The 14,839-nt window shown below is 43.5% G+C and carries 11 protein-coding genes; 3 read left to right on the forward strand and 8 right to left on the reverse strand.

Annotation, left to right across the window (positions count from 1 at the left end; translation table 11 throughout):
- The first annotated feature begins 4 nt into the window (after positions 1–4).
- Positions 5–1,345: a M20/M25/M40 family metallo-hydrolase gene (locus KXQ82_RS02745; protein ID WP_219486556.1), complete on the forward strand. Its 1,341-nt coding sequence runs from the start codon at positions 5–7 to the stop codon at positions 1,343–1,345.
- Between the two features lie 98 nt (positions 1,346–1,443).
- Entirely contained in the window at positions 1,444–1,731 is a 288-nt protein-coding gene (gene ppnP / locus KXQ82_RS02750; RefSeq protein ID WP_219486557.1) for a pyrimidine/purine nucleoside phosphorylase, read from the forward strand.
- 46 nt (positions 1,732–1,777) lie between these two features.
- On the opposite strand, the gene KXQ82_RS02755 is transcribed toward ppnP, so the two are convergent.
- The 3 genes from KXQ82_RS02755 to KXQ82_RS02765 form a co-directional block, all read right to left on the reverse strand.
- Entirely contained in the window at positions 1,778–2,296 is a 519-nt protein-coding gene (locus KXQ82_RS02755; protein WP_219486558.1) for a DinB family protein, read from the reverse strand.
- 109 nt (positions 2,297–2,405) lie between these two features.
- Positions 2,406–4,952: a ligase-associated DNA damage response DEXH box helicase gene (locus tag KXQ82_RS02760; RefSeq protein WP_219486559.1), complete on the reverse strand. Its 2,547-nt coding sequence runs from the start codon at positions 4,950–4,952 to the stop codon at positions 2,406–2,408.
- 93 nt (positions 4,953–5,045) lie between these two features.
- The gene (locus tag KXQ82_RS02765; RefSeq protein ID WP_439650932.1) at positions 5,046–6,506 is read right to left on the reverse strand and encodes an OmpA family protein; all 1,461 of its coding nucleotides are present in this window, start codon (positions 6,504–6,506) and stop codon (positions 5,046–5,048) included.
- A gap of 78 nt (positions 6,507–6,584) precedes the next feature.
- Between KXQ82_RS02765 and KXQ82_RS02770 the strand changes: the two genes are divergently transcribed.
- Positions 6,585–7,877, forward strand: coding sequence for an aminopeptidase P N-terminal domain-containing protein (locus KXQ82_RS02770; protein ID WP_219486560.1), 1,293 nt, complete (start codon positions 6,585–6,587; stop codon positions 7,875–7,877).
- Here the strand turns inward: KXQ82_RS02770 and meaB are convergent.
- The 5 genes from meaB to KXQ82_RS02795 all read right to left on the reverse strand — a co-directional run bounded on the left by meaB (position 7,861) and on the right by KXQ82_RS02795 (position 14,802).
- Positions 7,861–8,739, reverse strand: a complete 879-nt coding sequence (gene meaB, locus KXQ82_RS02775) for a methylmalonyl Co-A mutase-associated GTPase MeaB (RefSeq protein WP_219486562.1) — start codon at positions 8,737–8,739, stop codon at positions 7,861–7,863. The genes KXQ82_RS02770 and meaB overlap by 17 nt on opposite strands.
- 250 nt (positions 8,740–8,989) lie before the next feature.
- A complete protein-coding gene (locus tag KXQ82_RS02780) occupies positions 8,990–10,780 on the reverse strand; it encodes an acyl-CoA dehydrogenase FadE (protein ID WP_219486564.1) in 1,791 nt (596 codons plus the stop codon).
- A 39-nt stretch (positions 10,781–10,819) separates the two neighbouring features.
- A complete protein-coding gene (locus KXQ82_RS02785) occupies positions 10,820–11,176 on the reverse strand; it encodes a four helix bundle protein (protein WP_219486566.1) in 357 nt (118 codons plus the stop codon).
- A 35-nt stretch (positions 11,177–11,211) separates the two neighbouring features.
- Complete coding sequence (locus KXQ82_RS02790; RefSeq protein ID WP_219486568.1) at positions 11,212–12,393, reverse strand: acetyl-CoA C-acyltransferase; 1,182 nt, start codon at positions 12,391–12,393, stop codon at positions 11,212–11,214.
- A 3-nt stretch (positions 12,394–12,396) separates the two neighbouring features.
- On the reverse strand, positions 12,397–14,802 hold the full coding sequence (locus tag KXQ82_RS02795; protein ID WP_219486571.1) for a 3-hydroxyacyl-CoA dehydrogenase/enoyl-CoA hydratase family protein: 2,406 nt from the start codon (positions 14,800–14,802) through the stop codon (positions 12,397–12,399).
- Positions 14,803–14,839: the final 37 nt, after the last annotated feature.

Here is a 14,839-nt window from a genome sequence, read left to right on the forward strand (position 1 = left end):
CAACATGAAAAAGTATTTAGCTATATTAATGCTCCCGCTTGCAGTGGCGGGTTGCGCGTTGCCAAACGTAAACAGGATAAAGCAGGATGATGTAAAGCGCATTATAGCTACGCTTAGCGCCGATGATATGGAGGGGAGGGCTACATTTTCGCCGGGTATTGAAAAAGCGGCTAAGTTTATTGAAAATGAGTTTACCGATATTGGGTTGAAACCATTGCCGGGTAATACATCCTATCGCCAAAACTTTACCATGCTGCGCACCAGGCCCGTTAAAACAGCGGTAACAGTAAATGGTAAGGCAATAGCAGCCGATAGCGTTATTGTTTCAACCACGGCCCCGGCTATTGATTGGGCAAACAATGCAGATGTACAGGTAGTTAGCCTTACTGCCGCAATGGATTTTAATAAGCAATATGCTGCATATACATCCGGCGGGAAGAAAATGCTGGTTGTTGTTGATCCTAAGTTTACCGCTAGTTTTAAAAGGATAGCCGCTCGCGCAAGCCGCGGCAGCACTACTTTTATGGGTGGTACGGGTAGCACGCAATCTGTAGTAATGGTACTGGGTAGTTTTGAAAAAGTAAACTCATTCGCAGTAAAGTATGAGGGGAAATCGGAGCAGTTGCAGTTATGCAATATTGCAGGTATGATACCGGGCAAGTCAGAAAAAGAAGAGTATGTGGTGTTTTCGGGCCATTATGATCACTTAGGTATCATTAAACCAACAAAGCTTACCGGCAAACTTGCCGACATGGTAGTAAAGCCAATGGCCGGTGATAGTATTGCCAATGGCGCCGATGATGACGCATCAGGTGTTACTGCAATGATATCGCTTGCCAAATATTATAAGCATGGCCCTAAGCCGCAACGCACCCTTATATTTGTTGCCTTTACCGCTGAAGAGATTGGGGGATACGGCTCAACCTACTTTGGCCAACATGTTGACCCTGATAAAACCGTTGCCATGTTCAATATTGAAATGATTGGCAAGCCATCAAAATTTGGACAGAACTCGGCATTTATTACAGGTTATGAGCGGTCGGATTTTGGTGAGATACTGCAGCGCAACCTTGCAGGTACGCAATTTAAATTTTATCCCGACCCATACCCGCAACAAAACCTGTTTTACCGCAGCGATAATGCTACCCTTGCCCGCCTTGGTGTACCGGCGCATACCATATCAACCGACCAGATAGATATTGATAAATTGTACCATACCGTTGGCGATGAGCTAAGCTCGCTTGATGTAAATAATATTACGCTGACCATACGTGCCATCGCGTTAAGCTCCCGTACAATAATTAGCGGCAAGGATACACCGAAACGGATACCAAAGCAGGAATAACAAGTTTTTCGCGAATTGAGTTCGGGATTGTAAATGCCGACCAAATAAAGTACGCTAAATGTTGTTTTATTATATATTTGCGGCCTAAACTTTTTATAATGAGTGATACAATTTCGCACAATTCATATTTTGAAGGTAAAGTGCAAAGCCTGGGTTTACAAACTACACAAGGCAAAGCTACGGTAGGTGTTATGCTGCCGGGTAAATATAAATTTGGCACAAACACGCAAGAAACTATGGTGATTGTATCAGGTGAACTGAATGTTAACCTGCACGATGCCGAGTGGAAAATATATACCGCGCAGGAAAGCTTTATTGTTGCTGCCGATACTTCGTTCTATGTATCGTGTGATGAGGATGTGGCTTATATTTGCTATTACGCTTAAAATAAAAGATCCGGCATGAGTGTTTTACTTATGCCGGATCTTTTTATTATGCCATCATTTCTTTTTGCAGCTCAAGCTCATCAGCACTTGGGCCGTAGCTTCCCGGGATAGGTACATTTAGTAACCTTAAAAATACACCTAATTGGGCACGGTGATGTATGGTTTGGCTTATCGACATACGAATTACCTCAGCTTTGGTGTACTCTTGTATAATGTAATCGCCGTTACGTAATACCCATTTATCGTCCATTGATATTTCCTGTTCGGGTGTTAGTTTAGCCAGTGCGTTCGCTAAGTTTTTTTCCAGATCAGCTAATGCCTGGGCATTGTTGGTTGCAAATTCGGGTTCGTAGGGGTTGGCAGCAAAGTCAAGTTCATCAGTTACCATGGCCATGGCTACCCATTCAGGTAATTCGGCAATATGGGTTACCAGGCGGCCAATGGTCATGCTTTTTGGGTGTGGCTGCCAATCGTATTTATCATTTGGTACAGCGGCTAACATTTTACGGGTAATTGCAGCTTCCTGCTCTAATTCTGTTCTGAAGATCTCGGTGAATGTTTTCATAATAATTGCTTTTTTGTTTGTTGATGTAAAGGTGCGATGGGAGAGTGACAGCCCTATGTCAACAGGTTTTGGATTATTTTTTTGAAATAAAAAAAGCAGCAATTATTAATCACAGCCCACGTTTTCGTACACTAAAACGGCTGGGTTTTTTAGTTTCAGGTTCTTCGGCCGGTTGGTATTGGCGGGCCATTTTGGCAACACGCTCTTCCAATGTTTCGGTGCTTAGCTTTTCCCGGCCAAGGCTGTCAACCAATATGGGGAAGGCAAAAGGGGTAGGTTGTGTGGTGTGTTTTATAATAAGTTTTTGTTTGGCTATACGCTGCAAAGCTTCGCGGAGCCTAAACTCTTCTAACTGGAAAGCCAATGCCTCGTTATAAGCCTGGCGCACCAGCAGGTTGTCGGGCTCGTACTCGCTAAATACATCGAACAATAAAGATGATGATGCCTGCAGGTGCCTGTTTTTTACCGGTTGCCCGGGATAGCCTGTAAACAGTAAGCCACCAATATGTGCAATATCCCGGAAGCGGCGGCGTGCCATTTCATTCGCGTTCAGGCTTTGCAGGATATCATCCAACAAGTTATCGAGTGTAAATAAATTATTCTGCAAGGCTTGTTGCAGCGGTACATCATCTTCGGTGAGTAATTCAAAACCATAATCATTCATGGCGATAGAAAAACTGGCACTTTTAATTTTAGAGATACGGTAGGCAATAAGTGAAGCCATACCCTCATGCACCAAGCGCCCTTCGAAAGGGTAAAACAGCAGGTGGTGCCCTTCTCGGGAATGCAGCGATTCGATAAGAAACTCATGCTCACGCGGGATGATAGACTCTTGTTGCTGAATAGCCAATAATGGTTTTAACGCCTTCATTTCAATATCCTGCTCCAAGCCACGGGCAGCATCGTCTAATTTATCACGCAGTACAGCAGATAGCTGTGATGACAGTGGCATGCGCCCACCCATCCAACTGGGTATCATCCCTTTTTTCTTGTTTGATTTTTTTACGAACGCCGACATTTCTTTCATCTGGATAAACTCCAGGCTCCTGCCCGCGAACCAGAAATTATCACCGGGTTTTAAACGTGATATGAACGACTCCTCAATAGTACCTAAGCTGCCGCCGCTTAGCCATTTTACCCTGATGCTTACATCGCTGGTAATGGTGCCTATACTGAGCCTGTGGCGCATGGCTACACGCCGGCTATTCACTTTATAGAGGCCGTTCTCAACCTCAACTTTTAAAAACTCATCATATTGGGCAAGGGTTTTGCCGCCGCGGGTAATAAAATATATCAGCTCATTAAACTCTTTTAAAGTAAGATCAGCGTAGCTAAAAGTAGTTTTCACTTCTTTGAACAAGTCATCGGCGCGAAAGCCATCAGATACTGCGAGTGTGACCATATATTGTATCAGTACATCCATAGCCAGCAGTATAGGGTCGCGGCTTTCATACACGCCGTTCTTAAGCGCTTGCTTTAACGCGGCACCTTCCAATAGTTCCATGGAATGGGTAGGTACAAAGTAAGCTTTTGATATAGCGCCTGGGTGGTGGCCGCTGCGCCCGGCACGCTGCATAAAGCGCGCTACGCCCTTGGGGCTTCCTATTTGTACCACGGCATCAACGGGGCGAAAATCTACACCCAGATCAAGGCTTGATGTGCATACTACTACCTTGAGGGCTTCGTTATGCAAGGCCTGCTCAACCCAGTTACGTAAATCATTATCTAACGAGCCGTGGTGCATGGCCATAATGCCCGCATATTCGGGGTAATTATCCAATATGGCATGATACCAGATCTCTGATTGTGAACGGGTATTGGTAAAGATAAGCGTGGTTTTACTTTTGGCTACAATATCCATTACTTGTGGTAAAAGCCTGATACCAATATGACCAGCCCATGAGTATGTTTCTACACTTTCGGGGATGACAGATTCGATAACGATCTTCTTCTCCAGGTTGGCGCGTACCATTTTGGTACGGCCGGCGGGCATATCATTACCTAATAAAACCTGGCCGGCTTGTTCTAAATTGCCTATGGTAGCACTAATTCCCCATATTTTAAGTGGCGAGTTTTGGGTTGTGGATTGTGGGTTGATTGTATTATTTAGGAATTTTAATTTAGATAACGCCAGCTCTACCTGTACGCCGCGTTTGGTACCCAGTAGTTCATGCCATTCATCGGTCACTATTACATGCAGGTTTTGGAATATTTTGGGGTACTCTTTTTGGGCCAGCATCAGGTGCAGGCTTTCGGGAGTTGTGAGGAGTACTTCGGGCAGTTTGCGTTTAAGGGCGGCCTTTTCGGCAGCAGAGGTATCGCCGGTACGGGTTGCTATTCTCCAGGGAAGTTCAAGGTCATCGCAAACCTCTTGCATGGCTTTTCGGATATCGTTAGTGAGGGCGCGCAAAGGGGTTAGCCAAAGCATCATCAAACCATTGTTTTTCCGGGTTTTATAATCATTAGGATATTTATTGATGTACGCGGCCAGGAATGGTAAAAACATGGCGAATGTTTTACCGCTACCTGTGGGAGCATTTAACAGGCCTGAAAAATCATCAAGGTAAGCTTCTTCCATCTCAAGCTGAAATGCAAACTGTTTCCACTTTTTGTTTTGGAACCACTGCCTGATCACTTTTTGCCCGGGAGTTTGCATGTATTAGCTATAGGTAATTAAAAGTATAAGGTACAAAAAAAGTCCTGCCGTTATTGGCAGGACTTTCTATTTTGAATTTGTATTTGCTACAAATTATTTTTTGAACTCAACACGACGGTTTAATTCGCGACCAGCTTCAGTAGAGTTATCAGCTACCGGGTTAGTTTCGCCTAAGCCTTTAACTTTAAGTTTTTTAGCATCAACACCAGAGTTAACTAAGTAAGTTTTAACTGCGTTAGCGCGATCTTTAGATAAACGTAAGTTGTGAGCTGCAGTACCTTCTGATGAAGCGTAACCTGAAATAGTTACAGCTTTTTTAGAAGCCCTTAAGTCAGCTGAAGTAGCATCTAATACAGGGAATGCAGTTGGACGTAAACCTGAGCTATCAAATTCGAATTGGATGTTAGAATAAGCTGTTGGAGCAACAGTACCACCACCATTCATTGCAGTACCTTTTCTAACGAATAATGAAGTATCGATAGTTGGCATTTTCAATGGGCAACCAGCACCGTCAACTACAGTACCTGCAGGAGTGTTAGGGCATTTGTCAAATTGATCAGCAACACCGTCACCGTCAGAATCTTTCTTCAGGTCATCAACTGCTTTTTCAACATTTGTAACACGGCCTTTTAATGCCTGAACTTCTTGACGTAAAGTTGGATCGTTCAATTCATCATACATCATAGCAACAGGGTTAACCCAGTCTAAGTTAGGTTTAGCACTTGAACCTAAAGAGAACTCTAAACCACCGTAAGCGTAAGAGTATTTGTCTTTGTGGAATGGATTTGATGAGTTCTTGATGCCATCAAAATAATCATTATCAATAAAGTTAGCAGTGTAACCGAAGTTTAAAGCAACACGGTCGCTTAAACGGAATTTAACACCAACACCTACAGGGATAACTAATTCTTTAACGTAATCAGTACCTCCATTGTGTTTTCCTTTGTTGTCAAGAGTTTGGCTACCTGCAACCGGTGTACCCCAAGTAAGAACTGGGTTGAAAGCAACTAAACCAGCACCAGCTGATACGTAAAAATTAATTGCATTTTTACGACGTAAATAATCGATAGTAGCAACATTAACAACACCACTTAAAGTAGCTTGGTAAGCGATTGTAGTTTCGAAAGATTTAATGTTGTTACGTGGAGTTGAGTTAGAACCACTAACTTTACTTCCGTAACCAACAACATCAAGTTGCGCACCGAAAGAATGAGCTAATTGTTTTCTAACAGAGATACCATAAGCAAATCCAGCAGACCAATCAGTAGTACCATTAGTTCCGCCTATTGCAAGGAACGGAGAAGTAACACCTGCATTGATACCGATGTTCCAAGTTCTGTACTGTCCACTACCACCAAATACCTTGGCAGCAGTTCCAGCCTTAGCCGTTGTATCAGATGATGATTGCGCATTAACTGCAGCAACGGCCATTAATGATACAAATGACAAAGCGACTGTTTTCTTTAATGTAGAATAATTCATAATTTTAAGATTAAACAATTTTAATTGTGATTTTTTTTCAAATTTAGTTAATATGTTTGAAACGTTTACCAAACACCGTTCCAAATTTTATTATTATTTCACAAAAAAAATAAAAAAACGGTTTAATAAATTTTAAATACGCTCTGTAAAATGAAATACTTACCTATTAGTCCTGATTTATTTATTAATAATAGAAATAATTTCGTTTCGCGATTGAAACCACGATCAATAGCCATATTTAATTCAAGTGATGAGTTTCCAAGAAGTGGCGATCAGACCTTTATTTTTAAGCAAAACCCTGACTTTTTTTACTTAACGGGCATAGATCAGGAGCAATGTCGGCTTATTTTGTTCCCGGATTGTCCTAATCCTGTATACAAAACAGTACTTTTTTTAAGACAAACCAACGAAAATATTGCAGTATGGGAAGGACACAAATACACAAAAGAGGAGGCATTGGCCGTCTCGGGTATTACAGCTATCTTCTGGACGGACGATTTTGAGAATATTTTGCACAGTATTATACACTACGCCGAAAATGTGTACTTAAATACAAACGAAAATGACAGGTATTCGCACAAGGTTGTTTATAATGATTTGCGTTTTATAAAAAAGATGCAGGAAGACTACCCCTTGCATACCTACCATCGGGCTGCTACAATTATGCGCGATCTGCGGGCTATCAAATCGCAACCTGAAATTGAGTTGACCCAAAGAGCTTGTGCCATAACACGTGATGCTTTTGTACGCGTGCTTAAATTTGTTAAGCCCGGCGTTGCCGAGTATGAGATAGAGGCTGAGATCATCCATGAGTTTATCAGGCAGCGTTCAACGGGACATGCATATACACCCATTATCGCCTCAGGAAAGAATGCGAACATCCTACATTATAACGATAATAACCAGGTTTGTAATGATGGCGATGTGATATTATTTGATTTTGGTGCCGAGTACGCTAACTATAACGCCGACCTGAGCCGCTCTATCCCGGTAAACGGCAAGTTTACACAACGGCAGCGCGATGTTTACAACGCTGTTTTACGTGTTATGAACGAAGCTAAAAAAATGCTGGTTGCCGGAACAATATGGAATGAGTACCACGAAGAGGTTGGAAAAGTAATGACCAGCGAATTGATAGGCCTTGGCTTATTAACTAAACACGATGTTGAAAAACAGAATCCTGCAATTCCTGCTTACAAGAAATACTTTATGCATGGTACATCGCACCACTTAGGTATTGATGTGCATGATTTTGCCAGCCGCTACCAGGCTTTTGCCGAAGGTAACATATTAACCTGTGAGCCGGGTATCTATATACCCGAAGAAGGCCTGGGTATCCGTTTAGAGAATGATATACTGATAACCAAAGGAGGGAATATTGACCTGATGGCTGATATACCTATCGATGCTGAGGAGATAGAAAGTATTATGAATGCCCATTAAAAGTTTCGGCAAACTGATAGATATTAAAATTAGTATCAAGCAAAGCTCCGGCAATTAATTGTTGGAGCTTTGTTTTATTTACCGATGCCATTTTATGATGTTGTATTAACCTGTACACTTTTTCGGTCAGCAGGTACACTTTTTTATTGTTGATTTTACTGTTTGCCGCAACAAGGTAATTGGCTACTTCATCAATACCAATATTATTTAAGGCATTGGTTTTAAAAACAGGAATGGCACCATGTTTTTGGCTCACCATTTTTTTTACGTTACCGGCAAAGGTATCGGCACCATCGCGATCGCATTTGTTTACGATGAATACATCGGCAATTTCCATCAGTCCCGATTTGATGTGCTGTATCTCATCGCCGGCTTCGGGTACCAGTACAACTATGGTAACATCGGCCAGGCCCGCGATATCAATTTCTGATTGCCCAACACCTACCGTTTCCACAAAAACATAGTCAAAGCCACCCGCGCGTAAAACATCAGCCATTTCAATGGTTTTTATACTGAGGCCGCCAACTGCGCCGCGGGTTGCAATGGATCGGATAAAGATATTGGGGTTATTAAAGTGGGTAGCCATGCGTATCCTGTCACCCAGCAGCGAACCAAGGTTAAAAGGCGAGGTAGGATCGACTGCCAATACCGCTATCTTTTTTTGTTGTTTAAGCAAGCCGGTTATTATGGCATTTACCAGTGTGCTTTTGCCAGCACCGGGAGGGCCTGTTATACCAATAACAGGTACATCGTTTTCAAACCGCAACGCTTTCAAAATATCAGCCGAGCCGGGCAGGTCGTTTTCAACTAAAGTTAGCTGGCGTGCTATTTTTTTAAAATCAATGGGCGTACCGGTTGTCATCAATTATTTATACCTTATATATATGGTGTAAAAACAGGAGCAAAAGCTGGCATGATCAGCCGTCCCATTATTTAAGTAACCGCTAAAATAACAAAAATCAAATAAGCCTGCCCGGGCAACACCCCGAAAAAATAAGCCGCTATCCTTTTTAGGGATAACGGCTTTGCATTAATTATTAAGGGTCAGTCAATAATAGTCTCTTTCATATTCGCAAGCCTGCTGGCATGCGTTTCAATATTTACTTATACGGTTAAAAACAATATTTGTTTGCCTCTATCAATTGTTTGGCAACACGCTGCCTTGCATCTTTAATATTGTATGGCTGTGTTTTGGTAAAACGTTTTAAACCCATCATCATGGCGGTAAACTCATCACCTTCGGCAAACGAGTTTAGGGCTTCTTTACCTTGTATATATACAATATCTGTGGCTTGGTGCAGATATATGCGCATCATATCCAATTGGCCGGCACAAGCTTCTTCGCCGCGCTGTTTTACCAGCTTTTCGGTGCGTAGGATGGTCGATTCTGCAATATAAACTTCTCCAACCATATTTGCAATATTCATCAGTATCTCCTGCTCTTTGCCCAAAGTGGCCATCAGTTTTTGTACAGCGGCACCTGCTATCATTAAGCCAGCTTTTTTCAGGTTCTTTAATATCTTTTTCTCGTAAGCAAACAAGCTGTCATCTTCGGCAGCAAAATCAGGTATCGCCATTAACTCGCCGGCAACGGCCATGGCAGGCGTCATCAGATCAAGCTCACCTTTCAAAGCGCGTTTCAATAACATATCAACGATCAGCATTCGGTTAATCTCGTTGGTGCCTTCAAATATCCTGTTGATGCGGCTATCGCGGTAAGCGCGTTCCATTGGCGCTTCGGCGCTGTAGCCCATACCACCATAAACCTGCAGGCCTTCGTCAACGGTATAGTCCAGCATTTCAGATCCCCACACTTTTAGTATAGCGCATTCAATAGCAAACTGCTCTACCGATTTCAGTTTTGCTTTTGCCGGATCCATGCCGCCGGCCACTAAATGATCATAAGTATCATCAATATTTTGCCCTGCCCTGTATGCCGCGCTTTGGCAGGCATAATTGCGGGTAGCCATTTCGGCTAATTTATAACGTATAGCACCAAATTTTGAAATGGGTAGTTTAAACTGCACACGTTCGTTAGAATAGTTAATGGCATAGTTTAAAGCCATACGCGCCGAGCCTATGGCTGCAGCACCTAATTTGATACGGCCAATATTTAGAATATTTACTGCTATTTTAAAACCGTTTTGCCTTTCTGATAACAGGTTCTCTACCGGTACAGGGCAGTCGTTAAAAAATATCTGGCGGGTTGATGAGCCTTTGATACCCAGTTTATGCTCTTCGGGGTTCATGGTAATACCTCCAAAATCCTTTTCAACAATAAAAGCGCTCAGATTCTCATCGTTATCAATTTTGGCGAACACCACAAATACATCGGCAAAACCACCGTTGGTGATCCACATTTTTTGGCCGGTGATGAGGTAATGCTTTCCATCACCACTCAAAACGGCTTTAGTACGACCAGAGTTTGCATCAGAACCAGAATTAGGTTCGGTTAAGCAGTACGCCGCTTTCCACTCTCCCGAACCTAATTTGGGTATATATTTTTGTTTTTGCTCTTCATTACCATAATACAGTATCGGCAAAGTACCAATACCTGTGTGCGCCGATAAAGCCACTGCGAACGAAAACCCAGCGCCAACAGCATCAGCCACCAGCATGGATGTATTGAAGTTTTTGCCAAAACCACCGTACTCTTCGGGGATGGATACGCTTAGCAGGCCCAACTCGCCGGCCTTATCCATCAAAGTCGGCATCAAACCTTCTTCCTGTGCGTCAATACGCTCCAGGTTTGGTAATACTTCGGCAGCCAAAAAATCCTCGCAGCTTTGTTTTATCATCTGCGATTCCTCGTCAAATTCTTCGGGGATGAAGATATCGTCCGCTTCTGTTTCGCGGATAATGAACTCGCCGCCTTTAATGGTTTTCTTTTCTGTAGTTTCCATCGTGTTTTGATAAAAGAACAAGGAGTAAGGATTAAAGACCTATGCCTTATTCAAAGTTTTTCTAAAATTTGTTATCATCTTTTGCAGGATAATTATCTCTGCAATTAGTACTTCAGTATCCTCTTTAACTATAAATTCAAAATCATTAGCCAGTATAATTTGAGTCTCCAATTCAAACAATGAACCAATTGAAATCGATAAAAAATGCATAAACTCTTTATCCGAACTACGGGAAGAACCTTCAGCAATATTTGAAGCGACAGATACAACCGACCTGTTAATTTGAGAAGTTAAACCATACCTTTCGTTAGCTGGAAAGGTAGCTGTCAATCTATAAACAGACTTTGCCAGCTTCATTGCATCCTTCCAAATGTTTAACTGTCTAAAATTGTGCATTCTCCTGTCTTTGTTCCTTGCTCCTTATTCCTTTATCAAAGAAGTTCGAAGATTCCCGCAGCTCCCTGACCTGTTCCCACGCACATCGTTACCAAGCCGTATTTTTGCTTTCGCTCGCGCAATTCGTTCAAAAGTTGTACAGTCAGTTTAGCACCGGTACAACCCAAGGGGTGACCGAGCGCTATCGCGCCGCCGTTTACATTTAGTTTACTTTGATCGATTCCCAATTCCCGCACTATCGCTAATGATTGCGATGCGAAGGCTTCGTTCAGTTCGATCATATCTATCTGATCTAGTTTCATACCTGCCTGCGCCAAAGCTTTCGGGATGGCATATATCGGGCCTATGCCCATAATGCGTGGCGGTACGCCTGCAACGCCGTAGCTAACTAAACGGGCAATGGGTTGCACGTTCAGTTCCTTCAGCATCTTTTCTGATACGATGAGCACAAAAGCTGCCCCGTCCGAAGTTTGCGATGAATTGCCTGCTGTTACCACACCATCAGCCATAAAAACAGGCTTCAATTTGGCCAGTTTATCAACGCTGGTATCAGCACGCGGGCCTTCGTCGGTATCAACAATGTACTCGCGGGTTTTCTTTTTCATGTTCTCATCCAGGTAGGTTTCCTTCACGGTGATGGGAACCACGCCATGTTTCAGGCTGCCGTTGGCTAAAGCCTTTATCGCTTTTTGATGCGATTGATAAGCAAACTCATCCTGGTCTTCGCGGCTAACCTTATATTCCTTTGCTACTTCTTCGGCAGTGAGGCCCATATTCCAGTACCAGTCGGGATGCGTTACGGCAACCGCTGGGTTCGGTACGATCTTCCATCCGCCCATTGGTATCATCGACATGCTTTCCACGCCACCTGCAATAATACAATCGGCCATACCGCTGCGTATCTTTGCCGTGGCGGTAGCAATGGTTTCCAACCCCGATGCGCAATAACGGTTCATGATAACTCCCGGCACTTTATCAGTATCCAAACCCATCAGTGATATTAACCTTGCCACGTTCAAACCCTGCTCCGCCTCGGGCGATGCATTGCCTACGATCACATCGTCTATGCGTTCTTTATCAAGTCCTGGAACTGATGCGACTAAATGTCTTATTACGTCTGCTGCAAGATCATCCGGACGAGTAAAACGGAACACGCCTCTCGGTGCTTTACCAACTGCTGTACGATATCCTGCTATTATATATGCGTCTTGTCCCATTTCTTAGTTTCTTAAAGGCTTACCTTTTGTTATTATCGACTGGATTCTTTCAAGCGTTTTTCTTTCTCCGCACAGCGAAAGGAACATCTCACGCTCCAAATCGAGTAGGTATTGCTCGCTTACCAATGTTGGTGCTGACAAATCACCACCACACATCACATACCCCAACTTTTCGGATATCTTTTTATCGTGTTCCGAAATATAATGGCCCGAATACATGGAGTTTGCACCGATATAAACCATACCTAAACCTGCTTTGCCTAATACCTTAATATCCTTACGGTGCGCGGGTTGGGTATAGCCTGCATCTGCCAATTCCAATGCTTTCTCTTTGGCGTCGGCTATCAATCGGCTTTTATTCATACTGATGGAATATTTGTCTTTCAGCAAATAACCCAGGTCGAATGCTTCTTGTGCCGATGTGGACACTTTTGCCATGCCTATGGTAAGGAAGCGGTCTTTTAATACATTTTGCTCTATTTGTCCGTCTTTAAACTCATCGGATGCACGCAGGGCAAACTCTTTGCTGCCACCACCGCCGGGGATAAGACCTACACCAAACTCCACCAAACCCATATAGGTTTCGGCGGCTAATTGCACATGGTCGGCATGGAGGCAAAACTCGCAGCCACCACCTAAAGCCAGGTCGTGTGGGGCAACCACTACGGGGATGGACGAATAACGTATCCGCATGGATGTGTTCTGGAACATTTTGATGGCCATGTTAATCTCGTCCCATTCCTGCTCAACGGCCATCATAAATATCATACCCACATTGGCACCTGCCGAAAAATTCGCTCCATCGTTACCGATAACCAAACCGCGATAATCTTTCTCGGCAATATCAATAGCTTTATTAATGCCTTGCAAAACCTCGCCGCCAATGGTATTCATTTTGGTGTGGAACTCGAGGTTCAAAATACCATCACCTAAATCGGTTAAGGTTGTACCGCTATTTTTCCAGATGGTTTTGTTTGCACGGATATTATCCAGCACAATAAAATTATCCGTTCCCGGGATAGGCTTGTATGTTTTGGTCGGGATATCGTAGTATTGCTTTACACCGTTATCAACTTTGTAAAAAGATTCGTTTCCACCGTCCAACATCTCGTGCACCCATGCAGCGGCTTCGTTGCCTTTTTCTTTCATGGGTGCAACGGTGGCTTTTACACCCAGCGCGTCCCAAACTTCAAACGGACCCAACTCCCAGCCAAAGCCGGCACGCAAGGCATCATCTATACGATATAACTCATCCGATATTTCGGGTATCCTGTCGCTTACATATTCAAACAAACCGTAAAACGAGGTGCGGAAAAACTCACCTGCTTTATCAGTGCCTTTAGCATAAACGCGCATGCGTTCGCGCAGGTTATCAACCGGTTTAGTAGCTTCCAGCGTTGCCGATTTTACTTTTATCTGCGGCTTGTATTCCAGCGTCTTTAGGTCCAGCGCTAAAATTTCGCTGCTGCCGTCGGCATTTTTTACTTTCTTATAAAAACCTTGTTTTGTTTTGTCGCCCAGCCATTTGTTCTCGGCCATTTTCTTTACGTATTCAGGCAGCACAAACAGGTCGTGCGCCTTATCGTTAGGCAGGTTATTGTAAAGGCCGTTGGCCACGTTTATCATGGTATCTAAGCCCACAACATCGCTGGTGCGGAAGGTGGCCGATTTTGGCCTGCCTAATACCGGGCCGGTAAATTTGTCCACCTCCTCAACCGTCAGGTCCATTTTTTCCACCAAATGCAATAACGACATGATGGAATAAACTCCAACACGGTTAGCAATAAACGCCGGGGTATCTTTACATAAAACAGTTGTTTTACCTAAAAACTTATCGCCGTAGTGCATTACAAAATCAATCACCTCGGGGCTTGTTGCCGGGGTGGGAATGATCTCCAATAAACGTAAATATCGCGGCGGGTTAAAAAAGTGCGTTCCGCAGAAATGGGCTTTGAAATCTTCGCTGCGCCCTTCGGCCATTAAATGGATGGGGATGCCTGATGTATTTGATGTGATGAGTGTACCCGGTTTGCGAAATTTTTCCACCTCGTCGTACACCTTCTTTTTGATATCTAAATTCTCAACCACCACCTCTATCGTCCAGTCGCAACCGGCGATGTCCTTCATGTTATCGGTAAAGTTACCTGTAGTAATGCGGTTAACCACCGCTTTGGTAAATATGGGCGATGGGTTTGATTTGACAGCGGTTTCGAGCGCGGCGTTTACAATTCGGTTCGTCACTTTAGGGTTATCTAAAGTGAAGCCTTTGGCTTGCTCATCGGGCGTTAATTCTTTTGGAGCGATATCCATCAGCAATACCTCAACGCCAATATTGGCGAAGTGGCAGGCAATGCGCGAACCCATAACCCCTGAGCCTAAAACCGCTACTTTTTTTATTATTCTGTTCATTTGGCAAATGTTGAGTCTCTTTTAAATCCTCCCCTGA

Origin of the sequence: Mucilaginibacter rivuli (assembly GCF_019391655.1) — a bacterium.
Taxonomy (GTDB): domain Bacteria; phylum Bacteroidota; class Bacteroidia; order Sphingobacteriales; family Sphingobacteriaceae; genus Mucilaginibacter; species Mucilaginibacter rivuli.

Coding starts and splice junctions, on each gene's coding strand:
- KXQ82_RS02745 (WP_219486556.1), top strand. CDS start 5: ATGAAAAAGTATTTAGCTATATTAATGCTCCCGCTTGCAGTGGCGGGT.
- ppnP (WP_219486557.1), top strand. CDS start 1,444: ATGAGTGATACAATTTCGCACAATTCATATTTTGAAGGTAAAGTGCAA.
- KXQ82_RS02755 (WP_219486558.1), bottom strand. CDS start 2,296: ATGAAAACATTCACCGAGATCTTCAGAACAGAATTAGAGCAGGAAGCT.
- KXQ82_RS02760 (WP_219486559.1), bottom strand. CDS start 4,952: ATGCAAACTCCCGGGCAAAAAGTGATCAGGCAGTGGTTCCAAAACAAA.
- KXQ82_RS02770 (WP_219486560.1), top strand. CDS start 6,585: ATGAAATACTTACCTATTAGTCCTGATTTATTTATTAATAATAGAAAT.
- meaB (WP_219486562.1), bottom strand. CDS start 8,739: ATGACAACCGGTACGCCCATTGATTTTAAAAAAATAGCACGCCAGCTA.
- KXQ82_RS02780 (WP_219486564.1), bottom strand. CDS start 10,780: ATGGAAACTACAGAAAAGAAAACCATTAAAGGCGGCGAGTTCATTATC.
- KXQ82_RS02785 (WP_219486566.1), bottom strand. CDS start 11,176: ATGCACAATTTTAGACAGTTAAACATTTGGAAGGATGCAATGAAGCTG.
- KXQ82_RS02790 (WP_219486568.1), bottom strand. CDS start 12,393: ATGGGACAAGACGCATATATAATAGCAGGATATCGTACAGCAGTTGGT.
- KXQ82_RS02795 (WP_219486571.1), bottom strand. CDS start 14,802: ATGAACAGAATAATAAAAAAAGTAGCGGTTTTAGGCTCAGGGGTTATG.